Source organism: Mesorhizobium sp. LNJC405B00, assembly GCF_000502615.1.
Classification (GTDB): domain Bacteria; phylum Pseudomonadota; class Alphaproteobacteria; order Rhizobiales; family Rhizobiaceae; genus Mesorhizobium.
Map to the genome: position 1 here is coordinate 406,612 of NZ_AYWC01000002.1, position 17,673 is coordinate 424,284.

Annotated in this window: 15 protein-coding genes; 8 read left to right on the forward strand and 7 right to left on the reverse strand. The window is 65.0% G+C overall.

Annotated features, from left to right (window positions below; translation table 11 throughout):
• The first annotated feature begins 45 nt into the window (after positions 1-45).
• Entirely contained in the window at positions 46-531 is a 486-nt protein-coding gene (locus X756_RS159535) for a DUF2852 domain-containing protein (RefSeq protein ID WP_023672286.1), read from the forward strand.
• Between the two features lie 199 nt (positions 532-730).
• Entirely contained in the window at positions 731-1,489 is a 759-nt protein-coding gene (locus X756_RS159530) for a M48 family metallopeptidase (RefSeq protein ID WP_023693065.1), read from the forward strand.
• Positions 1,490-1,507: 18 nt separating this feature from the next.
• On the opposite strand, the gene X756_RS159525 is transcribed toward X756_RS159530, so the two are convergent.
• Complete coding sequence (locus tag X756_RS159525) at positions 1,508-1,726, reverse strand: hypothetical protein (protein WP_023672288.1); 219 nt, start codon at positions 1,724-1,726, stop codon at positions 1,508-1,510.
• Positions 1,727-1,835: 109 nt separating this feature from the next.
• On the opposite strand from X756_RS159525, the gene X756_RS159520 reads away from it, so the two are divergent.
• The 6 genes from X756_RS159520 to X756_RS159495 all read left to right on the forward strand — a co-directional run bounded on the left by X756_RS159520 (position 1,836) and on the right by X756_RS159495 (position 7,541).
• Positions 1,836-2,495: a phosphoribosylanthranilate isomerase gene (locus tag X756_RS159520; protein ID WP_023693066.1), complete on the forward strand. Its 660-nt coding sequence runs from the start codon at positions 1,836-1,838 to the stop codon at positions 2,493-2,495.
• A gap of 90 nt (positions 2,496-2,585) precedes the next feature.
• A complete protein-coding gene (gene trpB, locus X756_RS159515) occupies positions 2,586-3,836 on the forward strand; it encodes a tryptophan synthase subunit beta (RefSeq protein WP_023687439.1) in 1,251 nt (416 codons plus the stop codon).
• 2 nt (positions 3,837-3,838) lie between these two features.
• A complete protein-coding gene (gene trpA, locus X756_RS159510) occupies positions 3,839-4,678 on the forward strand; it encodes a tryptophan synthase subunit alpha (protein ID WP_023693067.1) in 840 nt (279 codons plus the stop codon).
• Positions 4,679-4,779: 101 nt separating this feature from the next.
• Positions 4,780-5,706 carry an acetyl-CoA carboxylase, carboxyltransferase subunit beta gene (gene accD, locus X756_RS159505; protein WP_023687437.1) on the forward strand — a complete coding sequence of 309 codons (927 nt, stop codon included), beginning with the start codon at positions 4,780-4,782 and terminating at the stop codon, positions 5,704-5,706.
• 62 nt (positions 5,707-5,768) lie between these two features.
• Positions 5,769-7,094, forward strand: a complete 1,326-nt coding sequence (locus X756_RS159500; protein WP_023728840.1) for a folylpolyglutamate synthase/dihydrofolate synthase family protein — start codon at positions 5,769-5,771, stop codon at positions 7,092-7,094.
• Between the two features lie 27 nt (positions 7,095-7,121).
• Positions 7,122-7,541 carry a VOC family protein gene (locus X756_RS159495; RefSeq protein ID WP_023693068.1) on the forward strand — a complete coding sequence of 140 codons (420 nt, stop codon included), beginning with the start codon at positions 7,122-7,124 and terminating at the stop codon, positions 7,539-7,541.
• 438 nt (positions 7,542-7,979) lie between these two features.
• Here X756_RS159495 and X756_RS159490 read toward each other — a convergent pair whose 3' ends face one another.
• The 6 genes from X756_RS159490 to tsaE all read right to left on the reverse strand — a co-directional run bounded on the left by X756_RS159490 (position 7,980) and on the right by tsaE (position 17,671).
• Positions 7,980-8,261 (reverse strand): cupin domain-containing protein, encoded by a 282-nt coding sequence (locus X756_RS159490; RefSeq protein WP_023681396.1) that lies wholly within the window; start codon positions 8,259-8,261, stop codon positions 7,980-7,982.
• Positions 8,262-8,392: 131 nt separating this feature from the next.
• Positions 8,393-8,716: a thioredoxin gene (trxA, locus tag X756_RS159485; protein ID WP_023672297.1), complete on the reverse strand. Its 324-nt coding sequence runs from the start codon at positions 8,714-8,716 to the stop codon at positions 8,393-8,395.
• A 72-nt stretch (positions 8,717-8,788) separates the two neighbouring features.
• The gene (addA, locus tag X756_RS159480) at positions 8,789-12,310 is read right to left on the reverse strand and encodes a double-strand break repair helicase AddA (RefSeq protein ID WP_023728841.1); all 3,522 of its coding nucleotides are present in this window, start codon (positions 12,308-12,310) and stop codon (positions 8,789-8,791) included.
• Complete coding sequence (addB, locus tag X756_RS159475; protein ID WP_023728842.1) at positions 12,307-15,444, reverse strand: double-strand break repair protein AddB; 3,138 nt, start codon at positions 15,442-15,444, stop codon at positions 12,307-12,309. Before addB ends, addA begins: the two co-directional genes overlap by 4 nt.
• Positions 15,441-16,145 carry a nucleotidyltransferase family protein gene (locus X756_RS159470; protein WP_027049083.1) on the reverse strand — a complete coding sequence of 235 codons (705 nt, stop codon included), beginning with the start codon at positions 16,143-16,145 and terminating at the stop codon, positions 15,441-15,443. Before X756_RS159470 ends, addB begins: the two co-directional genes overlap by 4 nt.
• 14 nt (positions 16,146-16,159) lie before the next feature.
• Positions 16,160-17,671, reverse strand: a complete 1,512-nt coding sequence (gene tsaE, locus X756_RS159465; RefSeq protein ID WP_023672299.1) for a tRNA (adenosine(37)-N6)-threonylcarbamoyltransferase complex ATPase subunit type 1 TsaE — start codon at positions 17,669-17,671, stop codon at positions 16,160-16,162.
• Positions 17,672-17,673: the final 2 nt, after the last annotated feature.

Sequence of the window (17,673 nt, forward strand, 5' to 3'; positions counted from 1 at the left end):
CACGCAGCCGCTCTTGGCTGTCTCCAACCGAAGGAATGGGAGAAAATGAACACATCCGCATTGATCCGCCCGGCCTGGACGCCGGCGACCATCGCGTTGATGGTGATCGGCTTCATGGTGTTCTGGCCGCTTGGCTTCGCCATGCTCGCCTACATCATCTGGGGCGACCGGCTTGACGGCTTCAAGCGCGACGTCAACCGCGCCACGGACGGCATCTTCGCCGGCTGCCGCCGCGGTTCCGACAAGGCCGCGCGCTGGGGCCACGGTTCGGCCCGCACCGGCAATGTCGCTTTCGACGACTGGCGCGAGAAGGAACTCGAACGCCTCGCCGAAGAGCGTCGCAAGCTCGACGAGATGCTGAGCGAGTTCGATGAGTACGCCCGCGAATTGCGCCGCGCCAAGGACCAGGACGAGTTCGACCGCTTCATGGCCAACCGCAACAAGTCGACGGCGCCTGCGAAAACAGGCTCGGCCGAAACGGCCAAGCCCGCGACCCCCAAGCGTAAAGGCCCGAACCTGCTTGACGACTGAGGCTGCGCGCATGACCCCGAAAATCGAAACCGATTTTCGGAAAGGTTCATGCGCCAAATTAGAGTGCTACAGCGTCCTGTGCGCGTCATAGACGCGCGGCGCTGTAAGACAGGCCTTGGCATGATGGACGGCGTCGCGCGAAGCGGCGCCGTTTCTTTTTTGTTCTGGTCGTTTTCCTCGAATCGCGTATCGTTCAGCCATGTCCTTCGGCTTTTTCCGCAACCTGACCAAACCAAAACCCTCGCCTGTCGAAGAGCGAGAGCACGTCGTTGCCGGCCGCACACTGCCGCTCAGGATTGTCGAGAGCGCCCGCGCACGGCGGCTGACGCTTCGCATCGATTCGGGCGGCCAGGGGCTGCGCATCACCGTGCCGCCGGGCCTGCGCCGCGGCGAGGTGGAGAAATTCCTTCACCGCCACCAGGGCTGGCTGGAGCAGCGTCTGGCCAAGGTCCCGACACGGCCGCAAGTGCGCCCCGGCATCAAGATCCCGATACGCGGCGTCGCGCATCGCATCGTCCACGAACCGTCGAAACGCGGCACCGTCACCGTGTCGCGCGACGAGCGCGGTCCGCTGCTGATCGTCCATGGCGAGCGCATACATTTGCCGCGCCGCATCGCCGATTTCCTCAAGCGCGAGGCCAAGAAGGACATCGAGAAGCTGGTGGTCAAGCATACCGAAGCCATCGGCAAGCGCGCCAAGGCGATCCGCTTCAAGGACACGTCGAGCCGCTGGGGCTCCTGCACTTCCGACGGCAATTTGTCCTTCTCATGGCGCATCATGATGGCGCCGACGCCGGTGATAAACTACCTGGTCGCGCATGAAGTGGCGCATCTCAAGGAGATGAACCACGGCCCGAAATTCTGGAAACTGTGCGAGCAGCTCTGCCCCGACACCGACCGCTGCAAGGACTGGCTGAAGAGGAATGGTGGGGCGTTGCAGGCGATTGTGTTCGATTAGCCTGCGCCAGCGCCGCGCTCAATCATCATTGGCCGCATTAAGCTCTTCAGGCCGCAGCCCTTCGTCGCCATGGCGCGGCCATGGCAGGAAATTCTGCTCGAACGCATCGCTGCCGAAATAATCCAGGACCCGGTGCGCTTCTGCCCCGTCGAAGGCGGCCTTTTGCATCAGATGCGCGATGACGTCGCGCGCTTGCGCGATCTTCTGCCTGAGTTCGGCTATGCTCTGGTCGGCCATTGGTCTGCTCCGCCTTGCTTCTCCCATCAATAGGTAGCGCCTTTGGCGTTGCCGGCAAACAGCATGCTTTTTCTCGACTCTTGGCCGGTTTCGTGCCAAGCCCCGCGCCATGGCGCTCGATATCAAGATCTGTGGATTGAAGACCGATGAGGCAATGGCCGCGGCATTGGCCGGCGGCGCCAGCCATGTCGGCTTCATCTTCTTTGCTAAAAGCCCGCGCTATGTCGAGCCTGCGGCAGCCGGCCGCCTGCGCGAGGCGGCAATCGGCAAGGCCAGGGCGGTCGCCGTGACCGTCGATGCCGATGACGCATTCCTGGATGAGATCGTCGCCAAAATGCGCCCCGACATCCTGCAGTTGCACGGCACGGAGACGCCCGAGCGGGTGGCAGAGGTGAAAGCTCGCTACGGCCTGCCTGTCATGAAGGTGTTCTCCGTCAGTGAGGTAGCCGATCTCGAGCGGCTAAAGCCGTTCATCGGCGTTGCCGATCGCTTCATGTTCGATGCCAAGCCACCAAAGGGCTCGCAACTTCCGGGCGGCAATGGCGTCGCCTTTGACTGGCGCATCCTGGCCGGCCTTGACGCCGGGCTCGATTACATGCTTTCCGGTGGGCTCAACGCCGCCAATATCGGCGACGCCCTGATATCAGCCAATCCGCCCGCGATAGACATTTCGTCGGGGGTGGAAAGCGGCCCGGGCGTCAAGGATCCGGCGCTGATCGAGCAGTTTTTCCGGGCCGTCAGGGCCGCGCGCGACGACCGCGCTGCCTGAGGCACTTCTTTCGAACCCGAGCATGTTCCGGAGAAGTGGGAACCGGTTTTCCGATAAGACATGCTCAGAACCAAGACCAGGAGATCGGCGATGAACAAGCCGGCGACACCCAATTCCTTCCGCACGGGACCCGACGAACAGGGCATGTTCGGCATCTTCGGGGGCCGCTTCGTGGCCGAGACGCTGATGCCGCTGATCCTCGACCTCGAGCGGCACTGGAACGAGGTCAAGAACGATCCGGACTTCAAGGCCGAGTTGACCAATCTGTCGACCCACTATGCCGGGCGGCCGTCAAAGCTGTATTTCGCCGAAGGCCTGACCAAGCATCTTCGTGAGGTTTCCTCGGCGAAGGGCCTCGGGGGCGGCGCCAAAGTCTACTTCAAGCGCGAGGATTTGAACCACACCGGTTCGCACAAGATCAACAACTGCCTCGGCCAGATCCTGCTGGCCAAGCGCATGGGCAAGAAGCGCATCATCGCCGAGACGGGCGCTGGTCAACACGGCGTTGCCGCGGCCACGGTCGCGGCGCGCTTCGGCTTTCCCTGCGTCGTTTACATGGGCGCCACCGATGTCGCCCGCCAAAGCCCCAACGTCTTCCGCATGAAGCTGCTCGGCGCCGAAGTGCGGCCGGTGACCGCCGGTCACGGCACGCTGAAGGACGCCATGAACGAAGCGTTGCGCGACTGGGTCACCAATGTCGAGGACACTTATTATCTGATCGGCACCGCCGCAGGTCCGCATCCCTATCCGGAGCTGGTGCGCGACTTCCAGTCGGTGATCGGCATCGAGGCGCGCGCCCAGATCCTCGAACAGGAAGGCCGGCTGCCCGACACCATCATCGCGGCTGTCGGCGGCGGCTCCAACGCCATCGGCCTGTTCCATCCTTTCCTCGACGACAGGCAAGTCCGCATCATCGGCATCGAAGCCGGCGGCCGCGGCCTCGACGGCATCGAGCATTGCGCCTCGATGAATGCCGGCGCGCCAGGCGTCCTGCACGGCAACCGCACCTATCTCCTGCAGAACGCCGATGGCCAGATCATGGACGGCCATTCGATCTCGGCCGGCCTCGACTATCCGGGCGTCGGCCCCGAACATTCCTGGCTGCGCGATTCCGGTCGCGTCGAATATGTGCCGATCCTCGACGACGAGGCGCTGGAAGCCTTCAAGCTGACGACACGCGTCGAAGGCATCATCCCGGCGCTGGAATCCGCGCACGCCATCGCGCATGCGGTCAAGATCGTGCCGGATATGGACAAGGACCAGATCGTCATCGTCAACCTGTCGGGACGCGGCGACAAGGATGTGCACACAGTGGCCTCGATGCTGGGCATGGAGATCTGATCATGGTGACCCGCATCGACCGCCGCATGGCAAAACTGAAAGCCGAGGGCCGCCCGGCGCTCGTCACCTATTTCATGAGCGGCGACCCCGACTATGACACCGCTTTGTCGATCATGAAGGCGCTGCCGAAGGCCGGCGCCGACATCATCGAAATGGGCATGCCGTTTTCCGATCCGATGGCCGACGGCCCGGCGATCCAGGCCGCGGGCCTGCGCGCGCTGAAAGGTGGCCAGACCCTGGTCAAGACGCTGAAGACGGCGGCTGATTTCCGCGCCACCGACAATGAAACGCCGATCGTGCTGATGGGCTACTACAACCCGATCTACATCTACGGTGTCGATCGCTTCCTCAAGGACGCCATCGCCAGCGGCATTGACGGGCTGATCGTCGTCGACCTGCCACCGGAGATGGACGAAGAACTCTGCATTCCGGCGCTGAAGGCCGGCATCAACTTCATCCGCCTGGCAACGCCGACCACCGATGACAAGCGCCTGCCCAAGGTGCTGCAGAATACGTCGGGCTTCGTCTATTACGTGTCGATGACCGGCATCACCGGCTCGGCTTTGGCCGACACCGGCAAGGTTGCCGCCGCGGTCAAGCGCATCAAGGGCCACACCAACTTGCCAGTCTGCGTCGGCTTCGGCGTCAAGACCGCCGAGCAGGCGCGCATTATCGGCGCCAATGCCGATGGCGTCGTCGTCGGCACCGCGATCGTCAACGCGGTCGCCAATGTGTTGGGACCGAAGGGCGAGAAGACCGCCGACCCGGCCGAAGCCGTCGCCACCCTGGTCAGCGGACTGTCTCAGGGCGTGCGTTCGGCCCGCCTTGCTGCTGCCGAATAGTTTCCCTACTTAGGCCTTGTGCAAGTCGTTATCCCAAAACCGGTTCCCACTTTTGGGCGACATGCACGAGCCAACTCTTCGTCAGGACAGGAGCCGAAGCGATGAACTGGATCACCAATTACGTTCGCCCGAGGATCAATTCGATGCTCGGCCGGCGCACCGACATGCCCGAGAATCTCTGGATCAAGGATCCCGAGACCGGCGAGATGGTGTTTCACAAGGACCTGGAATCCAACCAGTTCGTCATCCCGTCATCGGGCCATCACATGAAGATTTCGGCCAAGGAACGGCTGAAATTCTTCCTCGACGACGGCAAATACGAGCAGCTTGAGAACCCCAAGGTCATGCAGGACCCGCTCAAGTTCCGCGACGAGAAGCGCTACACGGACCGGCTGAAGGACGCCAAGGCCAAGACCGGCCTGGAAGACGCCATCATCAACGCGCTGGGCACGGTCGAAGGCCTGCCGGTTGTGGTGACGGTGCAGGATTTCGCCTTCATGGGCGGCTCGCTCGGCATGGCCGCGGGTGACGCTATCGTGCACGGTTTCGAGGTCGCCTTGCAGCGCAAGCGGCCGCTGATCCTGTTTGCCGCCTCCGGTGGCGCGCGCATGCAGGAAGGCATTCTGTCCCTGATGCAGTTACCGCGCACCACGATCGGCGTCGACCGGCTGAAGGAAGCCGGCCTGCCATACATCGTCGTCTTGACCAACCCGACCACCGGCGGCGTTACCGCCTCCTACGCCATGCTGGGAGACGTCCACATTGCCGAGCCCGGCGCGCTGATCGGCTTTGCCGGCCCGCGCGTCATCGAGCAGACCATCCGGGAGAAACTGCCGGACGGTTTCCAGCGCTCCGAATATCTGATGGAGCACGGCATGGTCGATATGGTGGTGTCGCGGCTGGAACTGCGCGAGACGATTTCACGGCTGTTGAAAATCCTGCTCAAACTGCCGCAGGAGCAAAAGCCGCTGGAGCCGGAAATCCTGCCGCCGTCGGTCATCCCGACGGAAGCCCGCCCGCAGGCCTGACGCGACATTTCTGGCCGCAAACCGCGATTGCGTGCACCTGCGCGCATGCGTAGGATTCGCTCATGACAACGCTTGCCGCAGATCGTGAAATCGAAGCCCTGATGGCGCTGCATCCGAAAGGCTTCGACCTTTCGCTCGACCGCATCACAAGGCTGCTCGAACGCCTCGGCAATCCGCAGGAGCGGCTGCCGCCGGTCATCCATATCGCCGGCACCAACGGTAAGGGCTCGTGCGCGGCCTTTTCGCGCGCGCTGCTCGAAGCCGGCGGCCACCTTGTCCATGTCCACACTTCGCCGCATCTGGTGAACTGGGCCGAGCGCTACCGACTGGCGGCCGAGGGCGGCGGCCGGCTGGTCGACGACGAGACCTTCGCCGAGGCCATCGCCCGCGTCGCCCGGGCCAATCAAGGCCAGAAGATCACCGTCTTCGAAATCCTAACCGCCGTCACCTTCATCCTGTTTTCCGAACATCCGGCTGCCGCCGCCATCATCGAGGTCGGCCTTGGCGGCCGCTTCGACGCCACCAATGTCGTTGCCCGGCCGGCGGTGTCGGTGATCATGCCGGTGTCGATGGATCACGAAGCCTATCTCGGCGACCGGGTCGAACTGATCGCCGCCGAAAAGGCCGGCATCATGAAGCGCGGCTGCCCGGTGGTCATCGGCGCGCAGGAGAGCGAGACGGCGCTGCAAGTGCTGATCGAAACCGCCGAGCGGCTGGATTGCCCGACCTTCGTCTACGGCCAGGATTTTCTCGCCTTCGAGGAAAACGGCCGCATGGTCTATCAGGATGAGGACGGGCTGATGGACCTGCCGCCACCGCGCCTGCCCGGGCGCCACCAGTTCGCCAATGCGGCGGCAGCGATTGCCGCCGTCAAGGCAGCCGGTTTCGAAATCAGTCATCGCGCCACTGAGAAGGCGATGGCGAGCGTCGCATGGCCGGGCCGCATGCAGAAATTGGCACAGGGCCGGCTGGCGGACCTCGCTCCCAAGGGCGCCGACATCTGGCTCGATGGCGGTCACAATCCGGGCGCCGGCGTGGTGGTGGCGGAAGCCTTGGCCGAGCAGGAGGAAAAGAACCCGCGGCCGCTGTTTTTGATTGCCGGCATGATCAACACCAAGGACCAGAGCGGCTATTTCCACGCCTTCAAGGGCCTGGTCCGCCATGTCTACACCGTGCCGGTGAGCATGAGCGACGCCGGTGTGCCGAATGACGAACTGGCGATCCGGGCGACCGAGGCCGGCCTCACCGCCGAGCCGGTCAGCTCCGTCGCCAGCGCGCTGATGCTGTTGCGCGACACCTGGGACGGCCCGGCGCCGCGCATCCTGATCGGTGGTTCGCTGTATCTCGCCGGTGCGGTGCTGGCCGAAAACGGCACGCCACCGACCTGAGTCCACACTTTCGCGAGGGAGCCGGTGATGATCAAGGTGAAGCAACTCGCCCATGTCTGCATCTTCGCGCATGATCTGGAAGCGACGCGGGCCTTCTACCGCGACGTGCTCGGCCTCGACACGCAGTTCAACTTCCTGCGCGACGGCAAGATCTTCGGCTTCTACCTCAATTGCGGCGATCGCAGCCATGTCGAGGTGTTCCAGAAGGACGGCACCAGCCATAGCGAGCTCAACCAGATCAACCATTTCTGCCTTGAGGTGGAAAACATCGATGCGGCGATCGCCCACATCAAGTCGAAAGGCATTGATATCACGGCCAAGAAGCATGCCTGCGACGACACGTTTCAGGCCTGGATCCGCGACCCCAACGGCGTGAAGATCGAGCTGTTCGAATACACCGCAAAAAGCGCGCAATTCACCGGCGGGGATCGCATCGCCGACTGGTAGTATTTTGGCCCGGGGAATCTATCGGGCGGTTGCCCCTCGGGCAGAAGCCCCGATATGCTTGGCGAAGCATGGAGGCAAGCTCGAATGGTTGTGAAGTGTCTTGTTACCGTCGACAACGACCCGCCGGAGGAGCTGATATTTGAATATGCTCCGCGGGTCGGCGATCATGTGATGTTACCGGGAGCCATCGAGCCACCGCACCCAATTGTTCGAGTGGCCCACAGACCGACGCGCCCCAATGATGCATCCGGCCAGCCCAGTGTCGCGTATTTCGTAAGCCGAGAGACGTTTCTCTATCGTGTGTATACGGGCGCTATAGAGGGATATGGGCAGGTCCTGAAGCCCGCGACCGGACGGAAGCCCGGCAAGCCTAGGCAGGCCAAAAAAACCGTGGCTCAAACTAAATAGACATCGGTGGCCGCGGCACCAGTCTGAGGCCTATTTCAGCTCGATCTCGATGAAGGCGTATTCGCCGTCATTGGCGCTGATGACGTCGTGCTCGACGCCTTCCTTGCGGAAGTAGGGCGCGCCCTTCTTCATTTCAGCAAAACTCTCGCCGTCCTTGGTCACCAGCTTCACCTTGCCGTCCATCAGCGGCACCACGACATAGTCGTGGCCGTGGCGATGCCAGCCGGTGTTGTCGCCGGGCTGGAACCGATACTCGGTGACGATGACGCGCTCGTTGTCGATGAAGACGGTGGCCTTGGCGGATCCGGTCATTCTGTCTCTCCTGTCCAGCCTCAAGCAGAAGACATGGAGCCTTCAGGCGCGAGGGCCAGAGAGGTCAGGCGATAACGCCAAAGAAAAGCCCGGCGCCAGGGCCGGGCTTAACTTCAGAAACTCCTACAGGATCAGGCGAGGCTGCCATTGATCCAATGCGACAGCGCGGTCTTCGGCGCGGCGCCGACCTTCATGTCGGCGACTTCGCCGCCCTTGAAGATCATCAGCGTCGGGATCGAGCGCACGCCGAACTGGGCGGCAAGCTCGGGGTTCTCGTCGATGTTCAGCTTGGCGATCTTGATCTTGTCGCCGAGTTCGTTGGCGATCTCTTCCAGCGACGGACCGATCATCTTGCAGGGGCCGCACCATTCGGCCCAGAAATCCACGACGACGGGCTGCGAGGCGTTGAGCACATCGGCCTGGAAATTGCTCTTGTCGACCTTGACGGTGGCCATGCGAAATCCTTTCGAAATTTATCTCGCACCAAATGTGGTGGTTGAGCAGCCCTTCTTCAAGCAGAACTTGTGTCACGCTCCCGTGAGTCGGGCAAGGGCGTCATCCATCGCCTGCGCCGGCAGTTCGATAAGCCTCGGTGCCTCGGTGAACAGCAGTGCTGCCGTCACCGCGCGGCCGGGGTAAAGCGGCTGGAGCAGCGCGCGGTAGAGCGCCAGCTGCAGTATATAGGCCGGCGGCACCTGGGCCAGGCCTGCGGGCGCCGGCCGGTTGGTCTTGTAGTCGACGATCGATACGCGCCCGGGCGTCACCGCCAGCCGGTCGATCTTGCCGGAGATCGAGCGCAGCCTGCCCTTGACCTCGATACTGCCCATGACGGCCACTTCGGCGCGGGACGACGGCGAAAACAGCCCGGCAAAACGCGAATCTCTGAGGATCGCCATCACCGAAGCCAGCGCCTTGTTGCGCTCGGCCTCCGACCAGTCGGCGCCGGCTCGAATGAGATACTGCGCCGCCGCGCCTTGCCGTTCGTCTTCGGCAAAACCGGGCAGCATCTGCAGCAGCTTGTGCAGCGCCAGCCCGCGCATCACGGCAAAACCGGGCTCCGCTTCGCTGTCCAGCACCGGCGAACGCGTATCGACGACCGCCTCCTTGCCCTCGTCGATCAGCGCCGAAGCGCCGGAAGGCGATAGCGGGCGCGGCAGTTCTTCATAAGGCGGCAAAGGGCGAAACAGGTTTGCCGGCAAGAACGGCAAAAGCGGTTGCGGCAGCCGCGCCTCGTCGGCGGCTGCCAGCGCCACCGGCGGCAGCTTGGTGATGACGAAGCGATGCACCGGCTCGCTGCTGGCGGGATGATGGCGCTCCGTGCTTTCCGGCGCTGCCAGCAGCGCGCGGCTGACGATCGAATGCCAGGTGCCGGTGCTGGGCTGACGCTTGCCGTGATAGCCGCAGACGATCAGCCGGTCCTCGGCGCGTGTCATGCCGACATAGAGCAGCCGCCGGTATTCGTCGTCGGCAAGCTCCCGCGCCCTGGCCGAGGCCGCCTTGGAGAAGCCGTTGGCGACATCGGCGGCCGAGCGCCAGAGATAGCCCTTGCCGTCGAAATTGCGGCCCGAAGCGTCGAACGGCATGAGCCGCGGCAGATGCTGGTCGCTGAACGGCGCCGACCCGCCATCGACCAGGAAGACAACAGGCGCTTCCAGGCCCTTGGCGGCGTGCACGGTCATCACGCGGACCTCGTCGCGCGTCTGGTCCATCTCGCGCTTGATCTCCGGGCCGGTGTTCTCCAGCGTCGCCAGAAAGGCTTCCAGCCCCGGCAGTCCGGTGCGTTCCTCGGCCAGGCAGAAACTCAGGAATTCGTCGAGGATGTCGCCGGCTTCCGGTCCAAGCCGGGCGATCATCTTCTTGCGCAGGCCGTCGCGCGCCAGCACCCCGGCGTAGAATTCGAACACGGGCCGGAACGCCGCCTCGTTGGCCCAGCCGTCGAGCCGGGCAACGACATCGGTCAGCGCGGTATTGTCGCCAGCATGCTGGCGTAGTGAGGCGATCAGCGATGTTCCGGCTGGCCGTCCGGCGCCAAGCGTAAAAAGCGTCTCCTCCGACACGTCGAAAACCGGGCTGCGGAGCACGGCGGCGAGCGACAGATCATCCTGCGGCTGGATGAGGAAATGGCCGAGTGCGATCAGGTCCTTGACCGCGATGTGGCCGGGCAGGCTCAGCCGGTCGGCGCCGGCGACGGGAATATCGCGGTCCTTCAGCGCGCGCGACAGCGCATGGACGAAGCGGTCGCGCTTGCGCACCAGCACAAGAATGTCGCCGGCCCTCAGCCTGCGTCCCTTGCCCTCGATGATCTCGCGGTCCTTGAGCCAGGCCTGGATGGTCGCAGCCACGTGCTCGGCCACCCGCACAGCCGGCGCGCTGGCATGATTGACCGGCAACGTCCAGTCGTCGGGCTCCTCGACGGCGTCAGCGCCGAGCGACGGCCAGACCTCGACATAGCCAGGCGCGTCGTTGCGGATCGCCTTGTGGTCGAGCGGATCGGGGTCATGGCTGATGCCGCGCCGCACGCCCGGATCGGCAAAGACGCGGTCGACGGCGGCAAGCACGTCGTCGGTCGAACGGAACGACCAGGTCAGTTTCAGGTCGGCAAACGAAGCATTGGCTGCGTTCACGCGTCCGGAAAACAAGAGCCGGCTGTCGGCAAAGGAATCCGGTGCGGCACCCTGGAAGGAATAGATCGACTGCTTTTCGTCGCCGACGGCAAACACCGTGCGATTGGCCGTGCCGCGCTGGCCGTGGCCGGCAAAGAACTCCTCCGCCAGCCGCTTCACCACCTCCCATTGGTCGGGGCTGGTGTCCTGCGCCTCGTCGAGCAGGATGTGGTCGATGCCCTGGTCGAGCTTGTACTGCACCCAGGGGCCGGCATCGGGCCGCGCCAGAAGGTTGACGGTGCGGGTGATGAGGTCGTTGAAATCGAGAAAGCCGCGGCTGCGCTTCAGGCGCTCGTACCGCACGATCAGCCAGTCGGCTATGGTCAACGCCGCGACCGTGCCTTCCAGCATCCGGAACAGCGCCAGCCGGTCGGAGACGTCTGTTATCGACTTGACGGCCGCCAGATAGCGCTCGGGAAGGTCGGGCAGCCGGCCGAGCAGCGCCTTCTTGAACAACTTTGAGGGATCATAGGGGTCGCCATCGGCCTTGAGAAAGGCTTTGCCGAGCATCTGCAGCCGGCGGGTCGGGTCCGTCTCGGCAAAGGCCAAGCGGGCATAGGGCAAGAGATTGTTGAGCACGGTGCGGGCGTCGGTGGCCTCGGCGGCACTGGCGAACACTGCAAAGAAGTCCGGCAGGAAACCCGGCAGCGGCCATACCGATGCCGCTATGTCTTCGGCGCTCTGCCCGGGGCGAAAACGGAATTCGTCGAACAGGGCCTGAAAGCCGCCGCCGTCGCGCCGGACCGCATCGATGAAGCCGCGTAAGCCGTCGCGCTTGCGCACGATTTCGGCGAGCAGCGCATCGAGTCCGTGTTCGCCGCCGCGCTCCAGCACGGTGGCAAAGGCCTCGGCCAGTCCGGTGTCTCCGGCTGACGTGCCCGAAATCATGTCGCGGCGGGCGCCAGCAAACAGCGAGGCCTCCATCTGCGGATCGAGCATTTCGAAATGCGCCGGGATGTTGGCCTCCAGCGGAAACTGGTGCAGCACCGATTCGCAGAAGGCGTGGATGGTCTGGATCTTCAGCCCGCCCGGCGTTTCCAGCGCTTCGGCAAACAGCCGGCGCGCCCGCCGCATCGTGTCGCGGTCGGGTCGGCGGCCGTCCACCGCCTCAATCTTTGTGGCAAGCTCGGCATCGCCGAGCGCCGTCCATTCCGACAGGGTCGAGAACACGCGGTTCGACATGTTGGCGGCGGCCGCCCGCGTATAGGTCAGGCACAGGATCTTCGACGGATCGGTGCCGTTGAGCAGCAGCCGGATGACGCGCTGGGCCAGCACATGCGTCTTGCCCGAGCCGGCATTGGCGGACACCCAGGCCGAGTTCTTCGGGTCGGAGGCGCGCGCCTGGCTGGCGGCGGTTTCGCTGGGGATGGGATAGGCTTTTTTCATGCCTCCCCCGCCTCGTCATCGCTGTCGCCGCCGGCCGACCATTCGAGCACGCGCGCCAGATGGTCGTAATCGCCATCGCTCTCGCCCTCGCGAAAAGGCAGCGCCCGCGACAGATAGCCGGTCGTCGGATCGGCATAGTGGACCAGCAGCTTTTCCAACCGCGCCCAAGCCTCCTCGGCGAGGTCTTCGGCGGTCCGAGGCTGGCGGTTGTAGTCGAGGATGGATTCCTCGAACACTTCGCCATTCGGCTTCAGCCGCACGAATGCGAGCTGGGAGGGCTCGCGCGCGCCAAGCCCCTTGAAGGCGCCGCGCCGGAGCAGCGCCCCTTCGAGCGCCAGCTGTGGCGCCAGCAGCGTGTGGGCCTGCGCCTTGGACGGGGACGAGCCGGTCTTGTAGTCGAGAATGTCGGCCATGCCACCGGCCAAAAGGTCGACGCGGTCGGCATAGCCGGACAGCGTCACGCCGGTGCGGCCGACAGCGGTCTTTTCGGCGCGCTCCTCGGCATGCCGCCGGGCGACGGCGGGAGCGCGGCCGCGCTCCCATTCGATGATGTTGGCGGCAAGCTTTTCGAAGCGCGGCCACCACACAGCCTCGACATCGGCGGGCAGGGCGATCTCGGCAAAGCAGGTCCGGCCGGCAGCGATGAGGCGTTCCAGAGCTTCGGGCGCGCGGGGATCCGCCACCTCTGTCGAGAACAGATGCAGGATGTCATGAAACAGCGTGCCGCGCTCGGCCGCGCCGGGGTCGCGGATCACCGGCTCGAGCGGCAGAAGGCTCAGAATACGCTTGGCATAGACCGCATAGGGGTCGCGGCGCAGCGTCTCGATCTCGGTCACCGAGAAGTGGGTGGGCCGCATGCTCAGCGGCGGTTTCGGCTGCGGTCGCGGCGCGAAATGCTGCCGCTCGCCGGCATCGAGCGCGCGCGCCCAGGCAAGCATTTCGTCGCCGCGCCCGCGCAATGCGGCCGCAGGATCCTTGCCGATGAAGGTGAGGATGCGCTGCAACCAGCGCGACGGCACCGCCGGTGCGTCGCTGGCGCGGGCGGAGCGCGTCAGCACCACCTTTTTCGCCCCCATCGCCATCTGGAAGTCGTGGGCGGCAAGGCCGATGCGCCGCTCCGGCGGCTCGAGATCGATGCCGGTCTTCATCAACCGCGACATGAAGCGATCGCTTTCCGGCTTGCGTGGCCACACGCCTTCGTTCAGCCCGCCAATGACAAGCGTGTCGACGCTCTGCAGCCGTGCCTCCAGCGCGCCCCATATCGCGATGTTGCGGTCTGTGCCTTGCCCCGGCTTGACCGTTTCCGGTGCTACCAGCGCGTCCATCACATCAGGCCATTCGTCGGCCGGGAAGTCGAACGATGCAGACGCGGCGACCACACCGCGCAGCAGCTCGGCGAGTTTCTCGCCGGCGTCGCCGGCATAAAATTCAGCCAGGCTGCCCTCCGCCGTGCGGCCGAGATTTTCCAGCGCGGCGACGCTCGCTCTGGTCAACGCGACGAGATCGGCATTCTCTTCACATCGAAAGGCAGTCAGCGGCGCCAGCGCCGCCACAAGCCGGCTCAGCATATCGCGGGCATCGTCGATGCCGCGCACGCTCAGGCGCGAAAACCAGAAGGGCTGGCGCTTGTCCCCGCTCAGCCCGGCGAGACGCTCCTCGAACAGTGCTGGCAAGGCGGCGATGTCTGGGCGTCCGGTGCCGCCGCGCAGCGCCACGAGTTCGATGAGCTCGGCGGCATGGCGCACGCCGGTGCGCTCAAGTCCGAGCCCGAGCAGCGGATGCTTGAGCAGCGACAAAAGGCCGACGGGATCGCCGGGCCGGAATACCGCGTGAAGTGTGAGCCGCAGCAGGCTGGCTGCAGGCGTGTTGGCGAGCGGCGTGCCGCCGGAATCGTCAGCGATCACACCGAAGCGCAACAGCTCGGCCGAGACGCGCCGCGCCAGCCCGCGGTCGCCGGTAACGAGCGCTGCCCTGTGCCCCGGCTGTTCCACGGCGGTTTTCAGCGCGATGGCGATCGCCGCCGCCTCGTCGCGTTCGCTGGCGGCTTCGACCAGCGTCACGTCGGCGAAGGCCTCGGCGATGTCTACGGCGTTGAAGCATATGCGGGTCTCGGCCCATAATTCCGTGGTCTCGGCCGGCCGCAGCGCCTCGCCGACAAGGGCCGCGCGGAGCGCCAGTGCGGGCTCGGCGGAGACCACTTCCTCGACATCGCCACGCAGCACGCCAATCTTGCCGATCAGCTTGGCCATGCCGTATTGCGGGTGGCCAAGCAGTGCCGGCCGCGCACCGGGCGCCCCAATCGCGGCAAAAGACGGTTCGTCCAGCATCCCATCGAGCCCGGGCAGCACCACGGCGCCGTTGGGCAGGCTGGCGACCGTGGCAAGCAGTTCGGCCGTGGCGGGAATAGAGCCCGTCGAGCCGGCGGCGATCACCGGGCCTTTGGGCGGGTTGCGTTCCAGCCGCTTCGCCTCGCGCCGGATCAGCGCATTGCGGTGCGCGGCCGGGTTGGAGCGGTCGCGCTCCTCCAGTAATTTCGGCCAGGCCTCGGTGACGATACGGAGGAAATCGAGCGTCACAAGCCACCATCCGGCAAGATTGCCGGTGACCAGATCGGCAAGCCTGGTCCAGTCCGTGCCTTCGGTTTCGATCTCGTCCATCAGCCGGGCGAGGTCACGCGCCAGCCAGATCGCATCGGCGGCGGAGGCCGGCACGACGATCTCTTCGTTGAACATATCAAGGACATGCGCCGGCAAGGTGCGCTTCCAGGCCCGCACCAGCGGCGCCAGTAGCAGCAGGCGTTCGATGGCTGCGATCGGCGGCGCCATTTCAAGCTCGGTCGGCGTGCCGGCGTCGAAGGCGGCTTCGTCCTCGTCGAACTCTCCGAGCGGGCGGATGACCGGCAGGATCGCCGAACGGCGGCTCCCCTCCGGTCCCGAAAGCGCGTCGACAAAAGCGCCGCGCAGCGCACGGGCCGCGCGCCGTGTCGGCACATAGATGGTGACATCAGCCAGCGCCAGCGGATCGCCGTCGAACCGGAAGCCGGGCACCAGCCGTCCGGCCAGCAAGGCCTCGGCCAGAGTCGGCAGGAATGGCGCTCCGGGCGGGATCGAAAGAACGCGGCGCGCGCCGCTCATACCACCTTCGCGAGAGCTTCGGCGGCGGCCGCTTCCGCCTGCGGAATGGCGTCGGGAGTGCCGACGGTGATCCAGCTTCCGCGCATCTGCATGCCGAACAGACGGCCAGAGGCGATTGCCTTGTCGAAATGGGTGTTGAGCGAATGCGCCCCGGCCGGCGCATCCCTGAAGATGGCGGGATTGACGATTGCCGCTCCGGCATAGATCAACCCGGCCGGATCGCCTTTCGAGCGCCGCAGGCCGCCATCCGGCGCCATCAGGAAATCCGTGCCGACACCGTGTCCGGTGGCCGAGTCGAGATCGGTAAGCATCAGCAGAATATCCATTTTCGCGCCGTCCCATGCAAGGGCAAGGCGCTCGAGGCTGGGCTGGCCGCTGTCGATCCAGAACGTATCGGCGTTGATGATGTAGAAGGGGTCGCTGCCCAGCAGCGGCAATGCCTTGACGATGCCACCCGCCGAATTCAGCAGTGCGTCGCGCTCGTCGGAAATGACGATCTTTGGCGCCCGCCTGTGGGCGATATGGGCGACGATCTGGTCCGGCAGATAGTGCACGTTGACGATGGCTTTCTCGACGCCGGCCGCTTCGAGACTGTCCAGCCCCCAGTCGAGCAAGGTCCTGCCGGCGATCCGCACCAGCGGCTTCGGCATGGTGTCGGTGATCGGCCGCATGCGCTTGCCAAGACCAGCCGCCAGCACCATCGCTGTGGTCAAGGTCACGGGAGCCGTTCCTCCAGCAGGCCATGTGCCATGTAAAACTCCTTCAACTGAGCCAGCGCCGGGTGCGCCAGCGCCCGCCTGAGATAATCGCGGATGCGCGGCAGGTGTCGGAGATAATAGGGCTTGCCGTCGCGCTTTTCGAGCCGCACGAAAATGCCGAGGATCTTCGAATTGCGCTGCGCCGCCATGATCGCATAGGCCGCGCGGAAGGCGTCCTCATCGAAGCCGCCGGCGGCGTGGCGCGCAGCGACATAGGCGTCCACGGTCCGCTGCTCGATATCGGGCGAAACGGTGACGCGGGCATCCATGGCCAGCGACGCAACGTCATAGGCCGCCGGACCCATCAGCGCGTCCTGGACATCGACGATGCCCAGCCGGTCGTGGCCTTTGCGGTCACCGCGCCAGATGATGTTGGGCGAATGGAAGTCGCGCAGCATCAGCGTGTATTCCTGTGTGTCCAGCCGATCGAGAACCGCGTTCCATTCCCTGTGATAGCCGGCGCGTAAAGCCTCGCTTGCCGGGCTGCCGGTCACCATCGGCACATACCAATCGACCAAGAGATCGGCTTCGATCAGCATGGCGGCGCGATCGAAGGGCGGCACCTCGTGGAAGACGCCCGGCACGGCCTCCATGCGCTGCGGCCAGGTCTTGCCATGCATCATCGCCAGCAATTCGGCCGCTGCCGCGTAGCGCTCGGCCACCGGCTCATCATTGCCGTCGAGAAAACCTTCCGAGCCCAGATGCTCCAGCAGCAGAAAGCCCCGTTCGAGATCCTCGGCATGGATTTTTGGGACACTGACACCTTGCGCCAGCAGCGCCTTGTCGATGGCGACGAAAGCGGTGACCGACTGCGCCGTGTGGGCGATCACGGCATAGGGCTTGCCGTCGCGCACCGGCGGCCCCAGCACCAGCCTTGGCGAATTCATCAGCACGCGCGGCGCAAGGCCGGCGAGCGAAACAATCTCGTAAGAGCGCGCCGAGGCGTCGCCGACGAAATGGCGCCGCGCGGCGTCGCCCCAACCGGCCGTTTTGAGGAAATCGCGCATCGCCAGCGATCGGGCCACGCGTTCGAAGGCAACGCCTTGGCCCGATAGTTTCGCCAATCGTCCTTCGTCCTGATGGACGAGTTCGATCCAGATCGACGTTCTCGGAAGAGCGGCCTCCGCCCGTTCCGGCCACTCGACAAGGGCAGCGCCCTGCAGCAGCGCCTCGTCGAAACCCAGCTCGTCCATCTCGCCGGCCGAGGACAGGCGATAGAGATCGAAATGGTGCACGGGGATGCGCGTGTCGTAGCTTTGCACCAAGGTGAAGGTAGGGCTCGGCACATCGAGGCCGGCATCATCGGCCAGCGCCCTGATCAGGGCCCGCGCCAGCGTCGACTTGCCGGCGCCGAGATCGCCCTTGAGCGCCAGCACGTCGCCCGGCCGCAGCGCCATGGCCAGGTCTTCGCCGAGCCTTGCGGTCGCAGCCTCGTCGGCGAGAAAACGCTCCAGCACAACAACGGTCATCG